Annotated in this window: 20 protein-coding genes and 3 tRNA genes; 10 read left to right on the forward strand and 13 right to left on the reverse strand. The window is 32.7% G+C overall.

The annotated features are described in order from the left end of the window. Nucleotides 1-69 precede the first annotated feature (69 nt). The 4 genes from rseP to G0Q09_RS05855 all read left to right on the forward strand — a co-directional run bounded on the left by rseP (nt 70) and on the right by G0Q09_RS05855 (nt 2,137). Nucleotides 70-1,380 (forward strand): RIP metalloprotease RseP, encoded by a 1,311-nt coding sequence (gene rseP, locus G0Q09_RS05840; protein ID WP_125349902.1) that lies wholly within the window; start codon nt 70-72, stop codon nt 1,378-1,380. Nucleotides 1,381-1,445: 65 nt separating this feature from the next. After that, nucleotides 1,446-1,519: transfer RNA gene (locus G0Q09_RS05845), tRNA-Asn, on the forward strand. 58 nt (nt 1,520-1,577) lie between these two features. Continuing rightward, nucleotides 1,578-1,651, forward strand: a tRNA-Asn gene (locus tag G0Q09_RS05850). A 246-nt stretch (nt 1,652-1,897) separates the two neighbouring features. Further along, the gene (locus G0Q09_RS05855) at nt 1,898-2,137 is read left to right on the forward strand and encodes a hypothetical protein (RefSeq protein WP_219034254.1); all 240 of its coding nucleotides are present in this window, start codon (nt 1,898-1,900) and stop codon (nt 2,135-2,137) included. A 58-nt stretch (nt 2,138-2,195) separates the two neighbouring features. Here G0Q09_RS05855 and recA read toward each other — a convergent pair whose 3' ends face one another. Next, complete coding sequence (gene recA, locus G0Q09_RS05860) at nt 2,196-3,257, reverse strand: recombinase RecA (RefSeq protein WP_038333157.1); 1,062 nt, start codon at nt 3,255-3,257, stop codon at nt 2,196-2,198. A gap of 11 nt (nt 3,258-3,268) precedes the next feature. Continuing rightward, nucleotides 3,269-3,724 carry a thioredoxin-dependent thiol peroxidase gene (bcp, locus tag G0Q09_RS05865; RefSeq protein ID WP_125349907.1) on the reverse strand — a complete coding sequence of 152 codons (456 nt, stop codon included), beginning with the start codon at nt 3,722-3,724 and terminating at the stop codon, nt 3,269-3,271. Between the two features lie 221 nt (nt 3,725-3,945). Here bcp and nth point away from each other — a divergent pair, with 221 nt between their 5' ends. Beyond that, entirely contained in the window at nt 3,946-4,566 is a 621-nt protein-coding gene (gene nth / locus G0Q09_RS05870) for an endonuclease III (RefSeq protein WP_038333161.1), read from the forward strand. A gap of 34 nt (nt 4,567-4,600) precedes the next feature. On the opposite strand, the gene G0Q09_RS05875 is transcribed toward nth, so the two are convergent. Both G0Q09_RS05875 and G0Q09_RS05880 read right to left on the reverse strand, forming a co-directional pair. Beyond that, nucleotides 4,601-5,053, reverse strand: coding sequence for a lipocalin family protein (locus G0Q09_RS05875; protein ID WP_219034255.1), 453 nt, complete (start codon nt 5,051-5,053; stop codon nt 4,601-4,603). Nucleotides 5,054-5,141: 88 nt separating this feature from the next. Next, nucleotides 5,142-5,588, reverse strand: coding sequence for a lipocalin-like domain-containing protein (locus G0Q09_RS05880; protein WP_219034256.1), 447 nt, complete (start codon nt 5,586-5,588; stop codon nt 5,142-5,144). A 52-nt stretch (nt 5,589-5,640) separates the two neighbouring features. Here G0Q09_RS05880 and G0Q09_RS05885 point away from each other — a divergent pair, with 52 nt between their 5' ends. After that, the gene (locus tag G0Q09_RS05885) at nt 5,641-6,486 is read left to right on the forward strand and encodes an alpha/beta hydrolase family protein (RefSeq protein ID WP_219034257.1); all 846 of its coding nucleotides are present in this window, start codon (nt 5,641-5,643) and stop codon (nt 6,484-6,486) included. 35 nt (nt 6,487-6,521) lie between these two features. On the opposite strand, the gene G0Q09_RS05890 is transcribed toward G0Q09_RS05885, so the two are convergent. Both G0Q09_RS05890 and G0Q09_RS05895 read right to left on the reverse strand, forming a co-directional pair. After that, entirely contained in the window at nt 6,522-8,660 is a 2,139-nt protein-coding gene (locus tag G0Q09_RS05890; protein ID WP_219034258.1) for a TonB-dependent receptor, read from the reverse strand. 208 nt (nt 8,661-8,868) lie between these two features. Continuing rightward, nucleotides 8,869-9,810, reverse strand: a complete 942-nt coding sequence (locus G0Q09_RS05895) for an endonuclease/exonuclease/phosphatase family protein (protein WP_219034259.1) — start codon at nt 9,808-9,810, stop codon at nt 8,869-8,871. Nucleotides 9,811-9,872: 62 nt separating this feature from the next. Between G0Q09_RS05895 and G0Q09_RS05900 the strand changes: the two genes are divergently transcribed. The 3 genes from G0Q09_RS05900 to G0Q09_RS05910 are packed head-to-tail and all read left to right on the forward strand — an operon-like array spanning nt 9,873 to nt 11,817. Further along, complete coding sequence (locus G0Q09_RS05900; RefSeq protein ID WP_219034260.1) at nt 9,873-11,003, forward strand: 5-(carboxyamino)imidazole ribonucleotide synthase; 1,131 nt, start codon at nt 9,873-9,875, stop codon at nt 11,001-11,003. A gap of 5 nt (nt 11,004-11,008) precedes the next feature. Continuing rightward, complete coding sequence (gene purE / locus G0Q09_RS05905) at nt 11,009-11,512, forward strand: 5-(carboxyamino)imidazole ribonucleotide mutase (RefSeq protein ID WP_219034261.1); 504 nt, start codon at nt 11,009-11,011, stop codon at nt 11,510-11,512. A gap of 17 nt (nt 11,513-11,529) precedes the next feature. After that, the gene (locus G0Q09_RS05910) at nt 11,530-11,817 is read left to right on the forward strand and encodes a hypothetical protein (protein ID WP_219034262.1); all 288 of its coding nucleotides are present in this window, start codon (nt 11,530-11,532) and stop codon (nt 11,815-11,817) included. Nucleotides 11,818-11,871: 54 nt separating this feature from the next. Here the strand turns inward: G0Q09_RS05910 and G0Q09_RS05915 are convergent, their stop codons facing one another. The 5 genes from G0Q09_RS05915 to bamG form a co-directional block, all read right to left on the reverse strand. Then, nucleotides 11,872-12,231: a helix-turn-helix domain-containing protein gene (locus tag G0Q09_RS05915; protein ID WP_125349912.1), complete on the reverse strand. Its 360-nt coding sequence runs from the start codon at nt 12,229-12,231 to the stop codon at nt 11,872-11,874. A gap of 4 nt (nt 12,232-12,235) precedes the next feature. Beyond that, complete coding sequence (locus tag G0Q09_RS05920) at nt 12,236-12,529, reverse strand: type II toxin-antitoxin system HigB family toxin (protein WP_219034263.1); 294 nt, start codon at nt 12,527-12,529, stop codon at nt 12,236-12,238. A 143-nt stretch (nt 12,530-12,672) separates the two neighbouring features. Beyond that, a complete protein-coding gene (locus tag G0Q09_RS05925; RefSeq protein WP_219034264.1) occupies nt 12,673-14,832 on the reverse strand; it encodes a peptidylprolyl isomerase in 2,160 nt (719 codons plus the stop codon). A gap of 114 nt (nt 14,833-14,946) precedes the next feature. After that, entirely contained in the window at nt 14,947-15,531 is a 585-nt protein-coding gene (gene lptC / locus G0Q09_RS05930; RefSeq protein WP_257468087.1) for an LPS export ABC transporter periplasmic protein LptC, read from the reverse strand. A gap of 17 nt (nt 15,532-15,548) precedes the next feature. Beyond that, nucleotides 15,549-16,832 (reverse strand): BamG family beta-barrel-assembly machinery protein, encoded by a 1,284-nt coding sequence (bamG, locus tag G0Q09_RS05935; RefSeq protein ID WP_257468088.1) that lies wholly within the window; start codon nt 16,830-16,832, stop codon nt 15,549-15,551. A 247-nt stretch (nt 16,833-17,079) separates the two neighbouring features. Here bamG and G0Q09_RS05940 point away from each other — a divergent pair. Continuing rightward, nucleotides 17,080-17,152 (forward strand) — tRNA-Phe (locus G0Q09_RS05940). 143 nt (nt 17,153-17,295) lie between these two features. Here the strand turns inward: G0Q09_RS05940 and G0Q09_RS05945 are convergent. Together G0Q09_RS05945 and G0Q09_RS05950 are read right to left on the reverse strand one after the other, a co-directional pair. Continuing rightward, nucleotides 17,296-19,560, reverse strand: a complete 2,265-nt coding sequence (locus G0Q09_RS05945) for an aconitate hydratase (RefSeq protein ID WP_125349916.1) — start codon at nt 19,558-19,560, stop codon at nt 17,296-17,298. Nucleotides 19,561-19,764: 204 nt separating this feature from the next. Next, nucleotides 19,765-22,527, reverse strand: coding sequence for a bifunctional aconitate hydratase 2/2-methylisocitrate dehydratase (locus tag G0Q09_RS05950; RefSeq protein ID WP_219034265.1), 2,763 nt, complete (start codon nt 22,525-22,527; stop codon nt 19,765-19,767). Between the last annotated feature and the right edge of the window lie 493 nt (nt 22,528-23,020).

Raw genomic sequence — 23,020 nt, forward strand, 5'->3', positions numbered from 1 at the left:
TTGATAAATAAATTCGATTAATTTTGTAATCGTTTAATAAAATTCGAACATAAATAAATTTAAAACAATATGTTAATACAGATAGCTACCTTAATGCTTAGTTTGATGCTTTTAGTAATGTTGCACGAGCTAGGACATTATGTAACAGCGCGATGGTTTGGCGTTCGTGTCGAACGTTTCTTTTGTTTTTTCGATGTGAAATTTGCCATTTGGAAAAAGAAAATTGGTGATACTGTTTACGGTATCGGTTGGTTGCCTCTTGGAGGATACGTAAAACTTTCGGGAATGATTGACGAAAGTATGGATTTGGAACAAATGAAACAAGAACCAAAACCATGGGAATTCCGCGTAAAACCAGCTTGGCAACGATTAATCATTATGTTAGGAGGTATTATTGTGAATATCATTTTAGCGATGATTATTTATACTATTTTATTCATTTCTCAAGGAAAAAGCTTTGTTGATGTAAACAAAATGCAATACGGAATTGAAGCGAATGCAACTCAAACTAAATTTGGCTTACAAAAAGGTGATATTCCAATTGGAGTAAATGGGGTAAAATATCAATCTTTAAACGAAATAGGAAAAGAAGCCTTGTTAGGTGGCGAAACTTTAGATGTAAAACGTCAAGGAAAAGAAGTTTCTTTACCAATTACAGAAGATTTCAGAACTGAAATTTTAAACGCTAAAGGTGCTTTCTTTGTACCTCAAATGCCAACTGTTGTTGATTCTGTTGTTGAGAATAGTGCAGCACAAAAAGCAGGTTTATTAAAGAATGATAAAGTAGTTGCTGTTGATGGTTTTACAACACCATTGTATTCAGATGTAAAAAATAAATTAAAAGAATACAAAGGAAAAACTGTTTCTTTAAGTATTGAAAGAAAAGGCGAGCCTATTGAATTAATGGTAAGTGTTAACAAAAATGGCGAAATTGGATTCATTAGATCAACAGCATATTTAGATTCATTAATATCAAAAGAAGATTATACAATTGGTGAAGGAATCTCAAAAGGAATTGTAGAGCCATTTGAAGCGATTTCAACGCAAGTTCGTGGAATTGGAACATTGTTCCAAGTAAAAGACGGTCGTAAACAAGTTGCTGGACCAATTGGAATGGTAAAACAAATGCCAAAAGAATGGAACTGGTTATTTTTCTGGTCATTTACGGCAATGATTTCTGCTTGGTTAGCATTCATTAACTTATTACCAATCCCAGGTTTGGACGGTGGACATGCCGTTTTTGCCATCTATGAAATGGTGACAGGTAAAAAACCAAGTGAAAAAGTTTTAGAAAAAGCACAAATGGTTGGAGTTGTAATTATCTTAGGATTAATGGTATTCATCTTCGGGAACGATATTGTGAATATGATTTTTAAATAAATTTTAAAATATTTTTTGTGGGTGTAAAAAATACTTCTATATTTGCACCCACAATTAAGCAACATTCCTCCTTAGCTCAGTTGGTTAGAGCATCTGACTGTTAATCAGAGGGTCCTTGGTTCGAGCCCAAGAGGAGGAGCTTTTTTAGTGAAATGTCAAACAAAGACATAAAAATAAAATTTTAAAATATCGGATTTTCCTCCTTAGCTCAGTTGGTTAGAGCATCTGACTGTTAATCAGAGGGTCCTTGGTTCGAGCCCAAGAGGAGGAGCAAAAAAGACAATCAATTTGATTGTCTTTTTTTATTAATACCTCCCTACTTAAAGGCTTTACTATTTAACTAATAAATATGAATATTCTGAACTCGTTTCAGATTCTCATCATAAACAGTATACAATGTTGAAATAAATTCAACATGACAAACCACTTCTGCAGAAGTGGTTTTTTATTATAAATATTTAAAAACGTTTAATTAATATCATTTTTCAAAGCTTTATTGCCAATCAAAAAATAACTTATGAAAAAATTATTATTTGCTACACTTTCAGCGACTACATTTTTCGTATCTTGTAATAACGATGATGATTCTAATATCCCTCAATCAGATTTATTACAAGGAACTTGGAAAATTAAAGACGGAGGTTATATTGAAAACGGAAAAGATGTCTCGTACAACTTAACATCTTGTGATTTAAAAACAACTTTAGAATTTACAAATGATAAAAGGAGATTATGCGATTTATGTAAAATAAGATAAACAAAAAAGCTCTGAGTTACCTCAGAGCTTAAAATCATTATATAAAAATTCTTTCGAATTAATCTTCAGCAAATAATTCTGCTTCGTCAGCTGGATTATCAACTGATGGTTTTCCATCTACTGGCTCACCTTTGATTAATGCGACAATTTTAGCTTCAATTTCTTCTGCCAATTCAGGATTATCTTTCAATACTTCTTTTACAGCATCGCGACCTTGTCCTAATTTGCTATCGTTGTATGAATACCAAGAACCAGATTTGTTTACAATTCCTTTCTCAACACCCATATCCAAAATTTCTCCAACTTTAGAAATTCCTTCACCATACATAATATCAAATTCTGCTTGACGGAATGGAGGAGCAACTTTATTTTTAACCACTTTTACTTTCGAATGATTTCCGATTACCTCATCTCCATTTTTGATTTGAGTAGAACGACGAATATCCAAACGTACAGATGCATAGAATTTTAAGGCATTACCACCAGTTGTTGTTTCTGGATTACCAAACATAACACCAATTTTTTCACGTAATTGGTTAATGAAAATCGCTGTACATTTCGTTTTATTAATTGTTCCTGTCAATTTACGTAAAGCTTGAGACATCAAACGCGCTTGTAATCCCATACGAGAATCTCCCATTTCACCTTCAATCTCCGCTTTTGGAGTAAGTGCCGCAACAGAGTCAATTACGATAATATCTATCGCTCCCGAACGAATTAAGTTATCTGCAATTTCTAATGCTTGCTCACCATTATCTGGTTGAGAAATAATTAAGTTTTCTACATCAACACCCAATTTCGCTGCATAATAACGGTCAAAAGCATGCTCAGCATCAATAAAAGCAGCGATACCACCAGCTTTTTGCGCTTCAGCAATAGCGTGTAATGTCAATGTTGTTTTACCAGAAGATTCTGGCCCATAGATTTCGATAACACGTCCGCGAGGATAACCTCCTACTCCTAACGCTAAATCTAATCCCAAAGATCCAGAAGGAATTACTTCTATTTTATCATCAACAGCCGAATCTCCCATACGCATTACAGTTCCTTTTCCGTAAGCTTTGTCCATCTTATCTAAGATTAGCTGTAACGCTTTCTTTTTATTGTCTAAATCGCTCATTATATTATTTTTTATTTTTCTAAAATTTGTTTTGCGTGTTCTTTTGTTTTCACTTTTTCAATTACATCCGTAATCATTCCTTTTTCATCAATAATGAACGTTGTACGATGAATTCCATCAAATTCGCGTCCCATAAATTTCTTTGGTCCCCAAACACCGAAAGCATTCAGAATTTCATGATTTTCATCTGCAAGCAAAGGAAAACGTAAATTGTTCTTCTCAGCAAAATTCTTTTGTCTTTTCACAGAATCTGCACTTACTCCAACCAAATGATAACCTTGCGCCTTCAACGCATTTTCGTTATCGCGTAAATCACATGCTTCGGCTGTACAACCTGGTGTACTTGCTTTTGGATAAAAGAAAACGACTAATTTTTTTCCTGCAAAATCTTGGTACGAAACTTCGTTTCCATCTTGATCAATTCCTTTAAAATCTGGAACTTTATCTCCTATTTTTAACATCTTGATTTGTCTTTAGAACTTCTCGTAAAAATAATGATTAAATCTTGAATCGTAACTGATTTAACTAATTAATCTTTTATTTATACTACAAATGTAATGTTATACAACGCCAAAATAAGTCGCTAAATATTTACTTTTATTTTTTTGTAAGAAAGCTTGTGGCTGATTATTTAAAGCATAATTAAAGATGTTTCATTATTTTTACACAAAAAGTTTCAGAACTTATGATGTTAAAGAAAGAGCGTATCCAATTTGTGATTGATGAATTGGAAAAATTATATCCAGTTCCACCAATTCCATTAGACCATCAAGATGCTTTTACATTATTGATCGCCGTTTTATTATCTGCCCAAACAACAGATAAAAAAGTGAATCAAGTAACACCCGAATTATTTGCGAAAGCTGCTAACGCAAAAGCAATGTCGTTATTAGAAGTAGATGAAATAAAATATTATATCCGCGAAATTGGTTTATCAAACACAAAAGCCAAAAATATCAAACGATTATCTGAAATTTTAATCGAAAAATACGATGGCGAAGTTCCAGAAGGTTTTGAAGAATTAGAAGAATTACCTGGTGTTGGACACAAAACCGCTTCGGTTGTGATGTCTCAATGGTTTGGTCATCCTGCTTTTCCTGTCGACACACATATTCATCGTTTGATGAAATTATGGAAATTGACAAAAGGTAAAAATGTTGAGGAAACAGAAAAAGATGCGAAGAAAATCTTTCCAAAAGAGTTGTGGAACAAATTACATATTCAAATCATTTATTATGGACGTGAATATTCTCCTGCACGCGCTTGGAGTTTAGACAAAGATTTTATTACACGAAAAATGTTCGAATAAAAAATACCTTCCAAAATGGAAGGTATTTTCATTATTATTTTACAATTTCAAAAACTTGCAAACGAAGCTTTATCGTATCTACTTTACTCAACGTATCTTGCAAAATCAAATATTTTGGATCTAACTGCTTCACATAATAATTGTACGTTGTATCATTCAGAGACATCGTTAACAAACGTTTTGTTTTAGACGTATTATACACATACGTTCCTGTCGTTTGTTCTTGTACACAATTTCCTTTTTCGGTTTTATACATGTTAGAATTATAATTCGTAACATCCGAAAAATCTAATGTAGACTGTCGCTCACAAGACAACAACTTGTCTGTTTCCGTTATATTCCCTTTCGTTTTTCTAATTTCTTTCAATTGCCATTTTCCAGATCGCAACAATTGATCTTGCGATATTGCCAACGAATCGTCTTCTTTGCACGAAAAAACTGAAAGCAATAAAATTGATGCTAAAAATAGGCTGAATATATTTTTCATTCGGTTCAATAATTATGTGGTAAAAATAAAGATTTTGAATGACGTAAAGTGAATATAAAAAATAAACCTGAAAACTTATTTTCTTTATTTATTGTTTACGTAAAATATCATAACTGATTGTATTTGCTATTTTCTCAAATTTCTTATCAGAATCTACAATTTTTTTATCAATATATGTTTCAAAAGTTATCGTTTTATCTTGATTAATTTTCACAATTCTATCCTCAAAAATATAATCATCAATGTAAAATTGAATTCTATTATCAACAATTCGCCACAATGTTAATCGAGGCTCACTAGGAAAACAATTGCCATTACTTCCTTCTACATAGTTATAAATAGCATATCCATTATCCCAAATTGTATAATTTCTCATTAACCGGCAATCATCAAATTCTTTAGACACTTTTTTGCCATTTTCATAAAAGCCCGATTCTTGTAATTTCCAAAAACCAATCACATTATCAGGTTTTAATTGTTGAGAAAACATTTTTGAAGAGAATAAGATTAATAGAATTAAAATATTTTTTTTCATAAGATTGATTTACCTTGTAAAGGTATATTTTTTACCTTATCAAATAAAAAGAATGAAAAAATTCATACTAGAAGCTTCCGACAAATATCCAATTGCCGTAACCTCTTTTGGCGAAAACAACGCAACCAAAAAAATCATTGTCATTTCGTCTGCAATTGGTGTTAAACAAACTTTTTATGCCAAATATGCAACGTATTTAGCTAATAAGGGATATTTGGTTTTTACGTATGATTATCGCGGAATCGGCGATTCTAAACCCAAAAAGTTAAAAGATTTTAAAGCGCATTTTACAGATTGGGCCGATAAAGATTTTTTAGGTTTGACACAATATATCGAAGAATTTTATCCCAATCACGAAAAATTTTTAATTGGTCATAGTATCGGTGGAATTATGATTGGTTTGACACGCGCTTACAAAGTTTATGATAAAATTGTAACGATTGGTTCTCAATATGGCTATATCAAAAATTTTCATCAAAAGGATAAACCAAAAGTGAATTTCTTTTTTCGTATTGCGATTCCTATTTTATCTGCTTTTTATGGATTTTTTCCTTCTCAAAAGGTTGGAATGGGTGAACCAATTCCAATCGGAATTGCGAAAGATTGGCGAAAACTAATTCTGAATGAAACTTCAATTCTAGGTTACGCTGATGAAACGCAAAATTTGTATGATGAAATTACAAAACCTGTTTTAATCATTAGTTTGGATGATGATTTTATGGCAACGCCAAAATCTGTAGATTTATTTGGGAAATTAGTTTTGAAAAATGCGAAGAAAAAACGTTTGAATATCATTCCAAAAGAATATGGATTAGATGAAATTGGACATTTAGATTTCTTTCGAGAAAAAAATAAAACCGAAATTTGGCATATTCCTCTTGAATATATTGAAGAATAAAAAAAGCTCGAGATAAATCTCGAGCTTTTGACTTTTTACAAACGAATTCCAACTCCGCCAAAAACATTAATTCCAGCTTGTGGAAAATAAAATGCTTTTCCGTAATAATAACCGTTTGATTCATATTCTACATCAAATAAATTATTAATCAAGAATGAAAATTCAAGGTTTTTAATTCCTTTTACTTTTGGCGAATATCGAATCAAAAGATCCGAAACCAAATAACTATCTAATTTTCCATCTACTGGTTCTGTATTTGATAAATATTGTTCACCAATATATTTATTCGTCAAATTAATCAACACATTTTTGAAAGGAATAACTTCAAAACCAAAAGCAGAAATCACATCAGGTGACATCGAAATTTTTGTTTTTCCATAATTTTTTATAGAAGAAATTCCTTTTTCATCCCAAACCTCCTCTTCGTAATTTATATTTCTATTTTGACTTAAAGTTAAATTTCCAAAAATATTCAAGTGATTCGGAATAACCTTATAATTCGCATCCAACTCTATTCCTCTTCTATAGCTATTTCCAGAGTTAACACGCTTTCTTGCACCTACTTCATTTAACTCTCCTGTTGCAACCAACTGATTCTGGTAATCCATATAATACAAATTTGCACTCAAAGAAAGTTGTCCTACTTTTCTATAACCAAATTCATAATCTTGTAGAAATTCTTCTTTTGGTTTAGATTTAGAATCTACATAATCATTTCTCAAAGGCTCACGATGTGAAATACCATAAGAAGCATACAATACATTCGAAGAATTGATTTTAAAATTTATCCCAGCTTTCGGATTCACAAAATTGAATGTATCCGAAAATGGTCTAAACTTTTCATCATCATTTTTCCCATTTGGTAAATATTTCGCATCATAATCAACATAACGATATTGCAAATCACCAAATAATTCAAACTTATTCAATTGATACAACACTTTCGCATAAGCTGCCAATTGCTTTTTCACAGAACGATTGTTGTAATATTTGAAATCTTTATCCTTAAAATCCGTGCCTTTTACCCATAAAACATTTCCATAATGATCGCCATCATACTCGTTTGCAGATAATCCGAAAAATACTTTAAAATCATTTAGACGTTGATTTTCAACTTCAAGATTAAAACCATAAAAATCATTATCAAGATATTCACGATTAATTAAATTTCTTTTTTCTGAAGTTAAATAATCCAATTTATAACGTTTCAAACTGCGATTATTTTTATAGCTCTCGTAATAACCTTTACCTTTTGTGTAATGAACTGTTAAATTTGATTTCCAATTATTCCCAAAATCTTGTAACCACGAAAGAAAATAATGATTTTGACGGTAATTATCAGTGTGATTTTTATAAAAACCTTCAACCTTTCCATTTTCGTCTAAAATTTCTCCTTCAAAATTATATGTTCTATCTTTTTTTAAAGTTTCAGCATCTACACCACTCCATGCCTGATACGTTTGTTCTTTTCCAAACATATTCTGAAATCTAAACTTTGTTTTTTCATTCAATTCATATAAGGCAGTAAAATCATAAGAGATTAAATCTGACCAAGATCTGTCTACATATCCATCTGAATTTATCTTAGAAAAACGTCCATCAATACTCAACTTATTATTTAGTATTTTTCCCGTACCAGCCTGAACTGTATATTTTTGCGTTTTATAATTTCCGAAAGAAACATTTGCTTCTGCAAAAGGAACGATAGACGGATTTTGAGATTCGATATTAACACTTGCTCCAAAAGAAGCCATCCCGTTTGATGAAGTTCCAACTCCTCTCTGAATTATCATAGAACTTGTAGATGAAGCCAAATCTGGCATATTCACCCAAAAAACACCTTGAGACTCAGGATTATTAAGCGGAATTCCATTTAATGTAACGTTGATTGATTGTTCATTAAGTCCACGAATTTTGATAGACGAATAACCAATTCCTGTTCCAGTATCGGAAGTTATAGAAACAGACGTAGCAGAATTTAACAAAGTTGGAATATCTTGTCCCAAATTCTTCTTTTGTAACATTTTATCAGTTACCTTTTCAACTGTAATCGGAAGTTTTTCGACAATTGAAACTTCTCCTAATTGAATTTCTTCTTTTTGAATAGAATCTTTTTCTTGTGCATAAAGAATAGATGCACCAAATAATGACAATAAAAAAATCGACCTTTTCATAATTAATTTTAAAAAATATTATGAAAGGAGCCATCTTACACTTTTATAATTTACGCGCGAATGTAATTTGGTGAAGTACCAGTTCCCTTAGCAGCATTACCTGCCCAGGTTCTTTGGGTATAATCTCAGCCTCTTGTAAAGAAGCACCCCTTTCGATTGAACTTCAAAGGTAATCTTTTTTTTGAAATTTAAAAATTAACCCAAATTCTTAATCTATTTTCAGTTCTGCAACAATCGGAAAATGATCTGATTTTATATCATCTCCACGATAAAAATTGGTCACTTTTATTTTCTTCGAAACCCAACATTGGTCAATATTTGTGCGAAAAATTGGAATAAAAGCATTCCAAGAATTATTCAATCCAAAACCAGAACGAGCATCTTTCATTTTATCCGATTGCACCAATTTGAAGTTCGGAGAATAAACTGTTGAATTCAAATCGCCAACTAAAATGATATTTTCATTCGGTAAAGCATCAATTTCTTGCTTCATCAATTCGTATTGTTTATTTCGTCTTTCAAAACGAGCCTGATTTGGTAAAGGCGGAACAGGATGTGTTGCTAAAATGCTTACCAGCTTAGCGTCTACAATAATTTCCGCTAAAATAGACGGATGCATTTCATCAATATAATTTTTTGTAGATACTTTAGAGAATGGAATTTTAGAATAAATCGCAATTCCAAAATTGTTACTTCTCACCTCTTCTTTATAATATGGATATTCTTTTCGGATAAACTCTACATGTTTTTGCCAAGCAGGCGTTAATTCTTGTAAAACAATTACATCACTTTTATCTTTAGCTAAATAATCTTTTAGATGTTGAAATTCTTCATTTTGAGAAAAAATATTGATCGACGTAATTTTAAAATTAGATTTTTCTCCTTTTGCATTTTCTCCAAAATAGAAATTTCCTAAGTTTTTATACGTAATAATTGGAATCGCAACCAAAGGAATCAACCATAAAATATTTTTCTTTTCTTCTTTTCGAATTGAATAATTGTAAATCAAACACAAGAAAAAAGCAATAATCAGCGCATATATAGAATATTGCACCAACATATCGAATACAAAATATTGATAAAAACTCTTGCTCGTTAAATAAATTCCAGCAAATACAAAAAATAAAATTCTACTCCATTTTGTTAACATCTCGTCAATACTTTTTTAATTCTCGTAAAAATAGAAATTATATTATTCATTAACTTCGCAATATGATAAAAATCGGAATTTTAGGAGGAGGACAATTGGGGTATATGTTTTTGCAAAATGCATTGCAATATCCTTGCGAGATTAGTATTTTAGATCCAGCTGCTGATGCACCTTGCGCACCACATGCACATCATTTTGTACAAGGCGATTTCAAAGATTATGACACGGTTGTTGCATTTGGAAAAGATTTAGATGCGATCGGAATTGAGATCGAACACGTAAATGTTGAAGCGTTACGTTACCTAAAATCAATTGGAAAACGCGTTGTTCCAGATCCTGAAGCTTTAGCGATTATTCAAGACAAAGGAGTTCAGAAAGAATTTTATGTCAACAATAATATTCCGACTGCGCCTTATTTTGGATTAGATAATTGGGAAGATTTAAAATCGAAACAAGACATCAATTATCCGATTTTTCAAAAATCTCGAAAAGATGGTTATGATGGAAAAGGTGTTCAATTCCTAAAATCTGAAGCTGATTTAGACAAAATGCTTCAAGCTCCTTCAATTTTCGAAACGCCAGCCGATTTGGATCGCGAAATTGCAGTGGTTACAGTTGCCGATCATTCAGGAAATATCGTGACTTATCCAACCGTAGAATTTGTTATAAACGAAGAATATAATTTATTAGATTATTTATTAATGCCTTCTACACTTCCGAAAGAAATCACTGAACGTGCGGAACAAATTGCTCGCGATGTTGTAAAAGCATTGAAATCTTCAGGAGTTTTCGCAGTAGAAATGTTTGTTAACAAAGACCAATCTATTTGGGTTAACGAAACAGCTTCTCGTGTTCACAATTCGGGACATTCGACAATCGAAGCGGCTTATTCATCACAATTCGATCAAATGTTAAGAACGTTAATGCAATTACCACTTGGTTCTACAAAATTGTTTACAACTTCTGCAATGGTCAATTTGATTGGTGCTGAAGGACAAACTGGACAAGCAGAAATCGAAAATATTGAAGAATTATTGACGATTCCAGGAACATTTTTGCATTGGTACGCAAAAACTATCACAAAACCAGGTCGAAAAATGGGACACGTTACATTGGTGAACGATGATTTAGAACAATTAAAACAAAACATAAAACAAGTTAACGCAACGGTGAAAGTCGTGGCAAAAAAGTAACAATTATGGTAGGAATTATAATGGGAAGTGATAGCGATTTGCCTATCATGAAACAAGCAGCCGATCTATTAACAGAACTAAATATCCCTTTCGAATTAACAATTGTTTCTGCGCATCGTACGCCACAACGTATGTTTGATTATGCAAAAACGGCTCACGAACGTGGAATAAATGTCATTATAGCTGGTGCTGGTGGCGCCGCACATTTACCAGGAATGGTTGCGTCTATTACGCCGCTTCCTGTTGTTGGTGTTCCTATTAAATCGTCAAATTCTATTGATGGTTGGGATTCGATTTTGTCTATTTTGCAAATGCCAAATGGAATTCCGGTTGCGACGGTTGCTGTGAATGCTGCGAAGAATGCAGGAATTTTGGCTGCGCGTATTTTAGGTGCGACTAATCCAACTTTGCAAGAAAGATTAATCAAATACCAAGAAGATTTACAAAAAGCTGTAGAAGCGAAGATAGAGCTTGTAAAAAGCGAATATCCGAATGGGTTTGATAAGTAAGTTAATCTATTAAAAATATGGAAGAAAATAATTTTTGGATATATTCAACTTATCTAAATAAATTTATCAAACTCCTTAAACAAGAATTTAGTTTTCAAAAGGATTTAGATATAATAAAATATAATCTTTTTCAAACTAATTGCGATAAAGAAATATGGTTTGAATTATCCGAATCAGATTCTTATCATAAAATTGAAATTTCTAAAGACAATGATGATCGTGATATTATTTTCTTCAAAATCATAACAACTAAAGATAAAATGGATTCCATTCAATCTTTTTTATCAGAAATTGAAAAAAAATAAATAATCAATTTCCATAAACCAAAATCTCCCAAACTTATTAAGCTTGGGAGATTTTTATTTATATGCCTGAATTAGAACTTCTGACGGAATATGAAGTTTTTCATTCAGTTTTCTAATCATTTCTAATGATAACTTTCTCTTTCTATTTAAAATTTCACTCGCTCTACTTTTCAAACCTATTATTTCAGCCAAATCATTTTGCGAATAATTAAGTTGTTCCATTCTAAATTTAATTGCTTCAATTGGATCTGGAAGTTCAATTGGAAAATTTTCAGATTCGTATTTTTCTATTAAAATGCCTAAAATTTCTAATTCATCTCCTTCATTAGATCCAGGAATTGCATCAAAAATCACTTCAAGTCTATTTAAAGCTTGAAGATAGTCTTGTTCTGTTTTTATAGGTTTTAATCTCATTATCTTAAATTTTATTTGCGTCTATTTTATCATATTCAGCGTGAGTCCCTATAAATCGAATCCACATCATTTGATAATTAAAATTAATTTTTACAATTAACCTATAATTATTTCCTTTTATGTTAAAACAAACTCTATTTTCCTCTAAAATACTTGCACTTGGATATTCATTTTTCAATTCGTTCAAACTTTTCCAAGTTCCTTTTTCAGCTTCTTGATACCACGATTTTAATTGCTGTTCGCAATCAGAATGTTTTTCCCAAAATTCTCGTAATATTTTTCTAGCTATGACTCTCAATTATTTTATTTTGATAAAGTTATAAATTATTTCCCGAAATGGGAAATTTATATTTATGATTTAGAAAACTGTTTTAAAAATATATCAAAAAAAACTCCCAAACTTTACAGCTTGGGAGTTTTATATTATAAGAAATTTAAATCTTAACGTAAAGCTCTATCGCGGTTATCAACCACGTCAGCAGCTTGAATCAATGATTGTAACAATGTTTGTTGGAAACGTCCTTGTAATTGACGGTTTAAATTATCCAAAATCATTGAACCTTTTTGATTCTTTTGAATTTGTTGATTTGAAGGAATAATGTAGAAAACTCCAGCATTACCTGCAATCGCTTTAGAAGATTGATTTGGTTTTACACCAAACGCAGCTCCTACAACTTTAGGCTCTAAACCAATTCCAGTTAAATTAGAATTAGAGAAGTTAACCGTAGCATTTCCTTTTTTCGCTCCGAATTTAGATGCAAAAGCATTCAATCCACCGTTTGCAACTTGCTCATCAACCAATTTAGCAATTTTTTCGTGCATCAAAACTGGCTCTACATATTGACGAACAACACTTGGATGTGCTAAACCTTTGTCAAATTTTTCAACTAAATGAACAACGATGTAATCTCCTGTAGAAGATGTAAACAAGTTTGTTGCTCCTTTATCTGTTTTCTTGTCAAAAGCCCATTTTAAGATATCTCCGTCCTGATCGTTTGGAATATCTTGACCAATTGCAGCATAACGCTCAATTCCTTCTGTTGTATTATTTAAATAACCACCTTTTTTCGCAGTATTTTTGAAATCATTCAATGATTTTCCTTCAACATTCTGAACATATGTTCTTGCATTTGTAAATGCTTTTTCTGTTGTCGCTTTAGAAGGCTCAATTGTTTTTACAATGTTTGCAACTTGATAAGCTGTTTTGTTTTTCGCATCATCAACTTTGATGATATGGAACCCAAATTGAGATTCTACCAAATCAACTGTTCCAACTGGTTTTGTAAAAATAAATCCATTGTAAGTTTGATCTAATTGATTGTTTTTTCCAACCCAACCAATGCTTCCTTTTTGTACAGCAGATGATTTATCATCAGATTTTGTTGAAGCTACTTCACCAAAAGAAGCTGGATTAGCTTTTACTTCAGCTAAAATTTGCTCAGCTAATTTTTTTGCTTCGTCTTTTGTACGTTTTACTCCGTTTCCAGCAGCACTTCCTGTATAAGAAACTAAGATGTGACTAGATTTTACAGAATCTTTTACTTCTTTCGATTTCGAAAGTTTGTATAATTGGTATGTATTTCCAATTTTGAAAGGTCCACCAATTTGTCCAACTGTAGCAGTTTTCAAGAAGTTTGTAGCTTCTGGTCCTAATTGAGCTTGTTCCAATTCTGCTTTTGTAAAATAATTTGGAATAAATGGTTTCTCAGAATTTTGAGTCACATAAACCGAATCACTTTTTGCAGAACCAAATGCTGCAATTGTATCTGTAACATTGTTTACTTCGTCATGAACAATTTGAGTTGACAGATACTTTTTGATGTTTGCTAAAGCAACAGCGTCATCAGCAGTCGAAGCTCCAGCAGGGAAATAAGTGTAACTTAATTTTACTAAACCTTCTGCTTTGAACAATTTTGGATATTTCGCTTCGTAAGCAGAAATTTCTTCGTCTGTTACTTTTACATTTAATTTTTTAGCCAAAGTTGCATAATCAACAAATGCATACTGAATATTTGCATTCGAAATATTGTATCCTTGTTGAATATCCGCTTCTTTACCTGTAACCGCTGTACCAGCCATTACATAACCAAAATATTTTTGAGATAAAATCTGTAATTTTATTTGTTCAGCAGTTTGCAACCAACCTCTATATTGTTGTTGCGCTTCTGGGCTTGATGCCGCATTCGCTTCTAATTGAGCAATCTGTTGTTGTGCTTCTGCACCAGATGCCATTCCGAAGTTTTGAGCTGTATAGCTCCAAAATTCATCATCAGAAACTTTTAAACCTAATTTTTCAGCATGTTGTTTCAACACTTTCTGACTAACTAAGCTGTTCCAAGTTTGTTGAGCAATTTGATTTGGAGTTGCAGTTTGACCTTGATTTTCGTACATCTTTTGTGTTTGATCGTACGCACTCTGATATTCTGCAATACCAATAGGTTCTCCGTTCACTGTACCAACTACAGACGGATCTCCAGTAAATAATTGTTTTATTTTTGAATTCTCTCCGAATAAATCTCCTGCAACGAAAGCTAACATTGCAACTCCGATTACCACGAAGATCAGCCAAGTTTTTTTACGAATTTCTCCTAAAACTGCCATTGTTTTATTTTAATGTTATTTCTATAATAGGTGGCGAAAATACGACAATACATTGAATAATAAAATAGAAGAAGCGACAAGTATGCGCTTTTTTGTTAATTTTTTTAACGCTCTTTAGAATTTTTGATTATCATCAACATACTTAAATCCTTGATTATTGAATAAAGTATAGGTTTCTAAATCGTCAGTAGCTTGCAAACCGTTTTTCGCTGTTAACGAATCGCCTTCCTTGCTAATTAAGTAAACTTCTTTCGATGTATAAACTGTTTTATTTTTCTTATTCCAAAATAATTGCTCGCTTTTCAACGAATCACCTTTCTCATTTACGATAATTACATTTCCTCTACATTCGTAGATTCCTGTTACATCACTTAATCTTCCCCAATCTGCCTGAAAATAACCTGGTTTCACACTTCCTTTTTGATAAAAGTCAAGGTTTAAACCTTTTCTAAAAATCGTGTAAGGAGAATCTACGGTTGTATATTCTTCGATTAATGGTGAACGCAAATTACCCGAAATTCTTCCAGAATCTTTGTTGATAATATTTGCATTGATAAGTGTGCGTGTTGGGAATTCTACCTTCTTTTTACTGATAGGAGGAAGTTCTTTTTTACAAGAAAAAAGCAAAACGAAAACGCTAATCAGACCAAATACAATACTCGGTTTAATTAAAACTTTTTCGTTTGCTTTTTTATACAATTTTTGTTTGTCCAAAATTAGTCAATAACTCTTTTTCTAAACCAAATATCGTTAATATCAAATCCAACTTTAACTCCTAAATAATTTTCTTTGATTAAGTTGTTTGTTGTTTTTCCTTTTTGTCCGTACTCTAACGAAATATTCATCATAGAGCCATCATTTTGTTTTCCAATTGGAAATCCAAAACCTAAAGTTGCTCCATAAGCATCAATATCTGTTCCGTGAATAGAATACTGAGCTGATTGATAATACATCCCAGCGCGATACGTTACACGATTAAAATAACTTTTGTAACTGTTATAATCTGGAATCCAATATCCTCCAACTGCCAAACGTACATTGTTTTTGTAATCTACTGCAGAAGACATTGTAGTATTTTGACCTTCTAATGGTTGAGAGAAATCTTTCCAATTATTATATTTCGCTTCTACAGCTAACGACCACGTATTATCTTTAGAATATGATGCTCCTAAAGTAAATTGTTGTGGAATCTTAGTTTTTCCATTATCAATTCTAATAATAGAAATTGTATCTACAGAATATTGTGTTGTTCCGATATATGTGTAAGAAGTTGTAAGATCTGTCACATCTGTTCTTAACTTAGTTCCTAATGTATAAGTAGCACCAATGTTTAAATTGTTATTTTTTCCAATTTTCTTCGTATACATAGATCCTAACGTAAATTGAGCACCACGATAGTTCGATTTATCGCTATAATCTACAGCTAAACTTGCTCCATCTACAGCTAAAATCTCGTTACGTTGCAACTCTCCGAAAAGATAATTAACACGCAAACCTAAAGAAAATCCTTTTGAAAGATTTCTTGAATAAAAAGCATGAAGACTATTTAACCCTCCATCACCTTTCATCTGTACAGTTTGTTTGATATTATTTTTCTCAGAAGTATTCATAATATCATATCCCAACGCTGTGTAAGGTTGAAAACCAACTCCGAAACTTCCTTTTTCACCAACTGGAAAAGCCAATGAAATATTAGAAACATTGAAACGACCTGCATTTTCTTTATCTGTTCCAGATTTGAAATTATAATTAGTTCCACTTCCACTTGCATTGAAAGTTGTCATACGCAAGTTTTGGTTTGCTGCAGGATTCGAAAAATTCGCACTTTGTCCAAAAGGATTCGTAGGAACCGTTGAGATACCGCCCATACCAGCTTGTTCAGTATTATTATCAAACAATTGCTCCCCTACTCCGTATGCCGAATAAGGTGAAACTGATATTGACTGAGCTTTTATTGTTACCACGCTAAATAGTGATAAACTACAAATAATCCACTTCATTATGAATGTATAATAGAATTCTAAGACGCAAATATGATGATTTGTTGCGAATTGTAAAAATTAGATTGCAAAAATGAGTTGTTAAATCTCTATTAAAATATTAAAACCACTCATTTTTTGCAAAGATAAAAATATTTTAAAATTTATTTCTCGGTAAATGAACAAGATAGCTTTTTCGTCTAAAAAATATTTTAAATAATGTTTGGTAGAACGGATTTTCGCTCTATATTTGCATCACAATTAAGGCGGTGCCTTAGCTCAGTTGGTAGAGCAAAGGACTGAAAATCCTTGTGTCCCTGGTTCGATTCCTGGAGGCACCACTGCTTAAAACCTCAATCAAATGATTGAGGTTTTTTTTGTTTTAGTATTTCAAATGTTAATAATATCTTAAAAAAAATATTTTCAATTAAAAAAAGCCGATGTAGAAATACATCGGCTTTTACTTTTTATGTTGAAATAATTATTACGCTTGTTGCGCTTTAATTAAATTTAATGCTGAACCAGCTTTGAACCATTCAATTTGTTGTGTATTGTATGTATGATTTGCTACAACTAAATCTTTAGATCCATCTGCATGAACAAACTCGATTGTTAAAGGTTTTTCTGGCGCAAATTCCGTTAAATCAATAAAGTTGATTGTATCATCTTCTTGTACTTTATCATAATCTGCTTTGTCAGCAAATGTCAACGCTAACATTCCTTGCTTTTTAAGATTTGTTTCGTGGATACGTGCAAAAGAACGTACTAAAACTGCAACAGCTCCTAAATGACGTGGTTGCATCGCCGCATGCTCACGAGAAGAACCTTCTCCATAGTTTTCGTCACCAACAATTACAGAAGGTACACCTGCCGCTTTATATGCACGTGCAGTATCTGGAACTGGTCCGTATTCTCCTGTTAATTGATTTTTAACTGAATTTGTTTCTTGGTTGAATGCATTTACGGCACCAATCAATGTATTATTCGAAATATTATCTAAGTGTCCACGGAAACGTAACCAAGGTCCAGCCATAGAAATATGGTCAGTTGTACATTTACCAAATGCTTTGATTAATAATTTAGCTCCAGTAATATTTTCACCATTCCAAGGTTTGAAACCTTCTAATAATTGTAAACGCTCAGAATTTGGATTTACGATCACTTCTACACGAGAACCATCTTCTACAGGTGCTTGATATCCATTATCTTCATAAGCATAACCTTTTGTTGGTAATTCCTCTCCTTTTGGAGCATCTAACATTACTTCTTCACCAAATTTATTGATTAATTTATCTGTTAATGGATTAAAATCTAAACGTCCAGAAATTGCAATCGCCGCAACCATTTCAGGCGATGTTACGAAAGCATATGTATTTGGATTTCCGTCCGCACGTTTTTTGAAATTACGGTTGAATGAATGAACGATTGTATTTTTTTCTTCTTTATCCGCACCTTCACGATCCCATTGACCAATACAAGGTCCACAAGCATTTGTAAAGATAACCGCATCTAAATCCTCGAAAGTTTTTAATAAACCATCACGATCCGCAGTATAACGAACTACCTCAGAACCAGGATTAATTCCAAAAGATGATTTCACTTCTAAACCTTTATCTAAAGCTTGTTGCGCAATCGAAGCTGCACGTGTTAAATCTTCGTAAGAAGAGTTTGTACAAGACCCTATTAATCCCCATTCTACATCTAAAGGCCAACCATTAGCTGCAGCAGTTTCTTTCATTTTAGAAACTGGTGTCATTAAATCTGGCGTAAAAGGACCATTCAAACGAGGCTCTAATTCAGATAAGTTAATTTCAATTAATTGATCATAGAAGTTTTCTGGATTTGCATAAACTTCATCATCAGAACGTAAATAAGATTTGTGAGCATTTGCAGCATCAGCAACATCATTACGATCAGTCGCTCTTAAATATCTTTCTGAAGCATCATCATAAGCGAAGATTGAAGTTGTTGCTCCAATTTCTGCACCCATATTACAAATTGTTCCTTTACCTGTTGCAGATAAAGACTCTGCTCCTTCTCCAAAATACTCTACAATTGCTCCTGTTCCACCTTTTACAGTTAAACGTCCAGCAACTTCTAAAATAACGTCTTTTGGAGCAGCCCAACCAGATAATTTACCCGTTAATTTAACTCCGATTAATTTTGGCATTTTTAATTCCCAAGCCATTCCAGACATTACATCAACAGCATCAGCACCACCAACACCAATTGCTACCATTCCTAATCCACCTGCATTTGGCGTGTGAGAATCGGTACCAATCATCATTCCTCCTGGAAATGCATAGTTTTCTAAAACTACTTGGTGAATAATTCCTGCTCCTGGTTTCCAGAATCCAATTCCATATTTATTAGAAACTGATTCTAAGAAATTAAATACTTCTGAAGATTTATTGATTGCCTCTTGTAGATCGGTTTTTGCACCAACTTTAGCTTGAATCAAGTGATCACAGTGAACCGTAGAAGGAACAGCCGTTTTGGTTTTTCCAGCTTGCATAAATTGCAACAAAGCCATTTGAGCAGTTGCATCTTGCATTGCTACACGATCTGGCGCAAAATCTACATAAGATTCTCCTCTTGTATACGCTTGTGTAGGTTTTCCGTCAAACAAGTGAGCATATAAAATTTTCTCTGAATAAGTCAAAGGGCGACCTACGATGGCTTTCGCAGCATCTACACGTTCTTGCATTTTTGCATAAACGCCTTTAATCATATTTATATCAAATGCCATAATAATTGATTTATTTAATTGGTTTTAATTTATCAAAAAACATACCCCAATATACTGAATTATTTGTAAACTACTAACTCTTTACCGTGCTAATAATCTTATTTAAAACAATTCTAACTTATTTATTTGCAATATTATATATTTATCACAAAAAAAGGCTAACACCGAAATGTTAGCCTTTATTATATCATTTTCTACAAACAATTAGTTCATTGAAATTGGTTTAAACTTTGTTAAGTTAATACCTTCAACTGCAGTTTTGTACTCTTCGATAGAAGGAATACGTCCTAAAATCGCTGATAAAACAACTACTGGAGTTGATGCTAATAAAGATTCTCCTTTTTTGCCATCACGGTCTTCAACCACACGACCTTGGAATAAACGTGTAGATGTCGCCATTACTGTATCTCCTTTTGCTGCTTTTTCTTGGTTACCCATACATAAGTTACAACCAGGACGCTCTAAGTACATAATGTTTTCGTATTCTGTACGTGCAGTAGATTTTGGTAATAAATCGCTAAACTCAAATCCTGAGTATTTTTGTAACATTTCCCAATCACCTTCCGCTTTCAATTCGTCGATAATGTTGTAAGTAGGTGCAGCAACAACTAAAGGAGCTTTAAACTCAACTTTACCATTCGCTTTTTCTACGTTACGTAACATTTGAGAAACGATTTTTAAATCGTCTTTGTGAACCATACAAGAACCTACGAAACCTAAATCTACGTGTTTATCACCTCCATAGTAAGTTAAATCGCGGATGGTGTCGTGTGTATAACGTTTAGAAACGTCAGCATTGTTTACGTCTGGATCGGCAATCATTGGCTCTTCGATAATATCTAAGTCAATTACAACTTCCGCATAATATTTAGCATTTGCATCTGGAGTTAAAGCAGGTTTAGCCCCCGATTTAATTTCTTCGATACGTTTGTTAGCTTTGTCGATTAATCCTTGTAACACTTGGTTTTTGTTATCCATTCCTTTCTCGATCATGATTTGGATACGAGATTTTGCAATTTCTAACGATTGGATTAATGTATCATCTTGAGAAATACAGATAGATGCTTTCGCTTTCATTTCTGCAGTCCAGTCTGTAAATGTAAACGCTTGATCCGCTAATAATGTACCGATGTGTACCTCGATGATACGACCTTGGAATACATTCTCACCATCAAATTGTTTCAACATTTGAGCTTGAGTAGCATGAACTACATCACGGAAATCCATATGTTGTTTCATCTCTCCTTTGAATGTTACTTTTACAGATTCCGGAATTGGCATAGACGCTTCACCAGTTGCTAAAGCTAAAGCTACCGTACCTGAATCGGCACCGAAAGCAACACCTTTAGACATACGTGTGTGTGAGTCACCACCAATAATGATTGCCCATTCGTCAATCGTGATATCATTCAATACTTTGTGGATAACGTCAGTCATTGCATGATATTCACCTTTAGGGTCACGCGCTGTAATTACACCGAAATCATTCATAAATTTCATCAATTTAGGAATATTTGCTTGTGCTTTTTTATCCCAAACTGAAGCTGTGTGACATCCTGATTGATAAGCACCATCTACTGTTGGAGCAATCACTGTAGCAGCCATTGCTTCTAACTCTTGCGATGTCATCAAACCAGTTGTATCCTGAGAACCTACGATGTTTACTTTAACACGAACGTCAGAACCAGCATGTAAAACTTTTCCTGGAGTAGATCCAACCGCATTGTTATTGAAGATTTTTTCAACCGCAGTTAAACCTTGACCATCATTTGAAATCTCTTTTGAAGGAGCGAAAACCACAGGAGCTTCGATACCTAAAGTTTGAGCAGCAAATGTTTGGATTTTTTTACCAAAAACGATTGCGTAAGAACCACCCGCTTTGATAAATTCCATTTTTTGAGGAGTCAATGATCTTGAAATATCAATTAACTCTTGATCTCCGTTGTATAATTTTTGCGTTTTTGTATTGATTGTTAAAACAGTACCTGTAGCAACTGAATAAACTTCTTCTAAAACAGGATCCCCCGCTTCGTTACGAACCACATCTCCGTTTGCATCAACTTGTTTTTTCCAGTTTTTCAAATCGATTCCGATACCTCCTGTTACATCAACAGTTGTTAAGAAAATTGGAGAAATTCCGTTTGTACCTGCAACAATTGGCGCAATATTTACGAAAGGAACGTAAGGCGATGCTTGTTTTCCTGTCCATAAAGCCACGTTGTTAACACCTGACATACGAGAAGAACCTACTCCCATTGTACCTTTTTCAGCGATTAACATCACAGAAGCATCTGGATGTTGCGCTTGTAACGCTTTAATTTCAGCTTGAGCAGCAGGTGTAATCATACATTGACCGTGCAATTCTCTATCAGAACGAGAGTGCGCTTGGTTACCTGGAGATAATAAATCCGTAGAAATATCACCCTCAGCAGCGATGTACGTTACTACTTTAATTTCTTCTGCAACTGCTGGCAATTCTGTAAAGAACTCTGCTTTTGCATAACTTTCTAAAATATCTTTTGCGATTACATTTCCTGCATTAAAAGCATCAGCTAAACGAGCTGTATCTGCATCGTATAAGAAAACTTGTGTTTTAAGAACTTCAGCAGCTTGTTTTGCAATTGCTTCATCATTTCCTAAAGCTAAGTCCAAAAGAACCTCGATAGATGGTCCTCCTTTCATGTGAGATAACAATTCGAATGCAAATGTTGGTGTAATTTCAGCAACTGTAGCTTCTCCTAAAATAATCTCTTTTAAAAATTTTGCTTTTACACCTGCAGCAGAAGTTGTTCCTGGCAACGTGTTATAGATAAAGAATTTAACAGAATCCTCGCGGTATTCGTTGTTAACATCTTTAATTTGATTAATGATTTCACTTAGTAATTCTGCACCATCAATTGGTTTTGGATGTAAACCTTGACCTTTTCTTTCTTCAATCTCGTTAAGATACTCTTGGTAAAGACTCATAATTATCTATCTTTTCTTTTTAATATTAAAGATTGTTTAAAACCAAGCTACTTACACCTGATTTCATCCAATCAAAATGAATTATATAATAACACTTCGCTGTATCGTCACATCTTATGCAAAAATTATTTTCAACAAAAATCATTTTTGGCATAGGTAACCACTGTTATCAGAATACAAACTAAGTATGTAATTTTTTCGAAGGGTAATTTTTAATAATTTAACTCACACAAACTCAACACTCATAAGCATTTGAGTCAGAGTTTTATTCTAAAACTTACATTAACAATCATCTAAACAAATACGCGTTTAGCTATAAATTGGTACACAAAATTACGTTTATAGTAAAGATTTTTCATCAAAGAATGATATATTTTAGTTATATTTCAATAATTTAGAATTATTATAAAAAAGGTCTAAATTTCACTTTAACAATGTTTTAAACGTAAATAAATAGAAGTTAAAAATTAAAAGGTTCTTAAAATATCAACTC

It is taken from the genome of Empedobacter falsenii, from assembly GCF_019308355.1.
Taxonomy (GTDB): domain Bacteria; phylum Bacteroidota; class Bacteroidia; order Flavobacteriales; family Weeksellaceae; genus Empedobacter; species Empedobacter falsenii_B.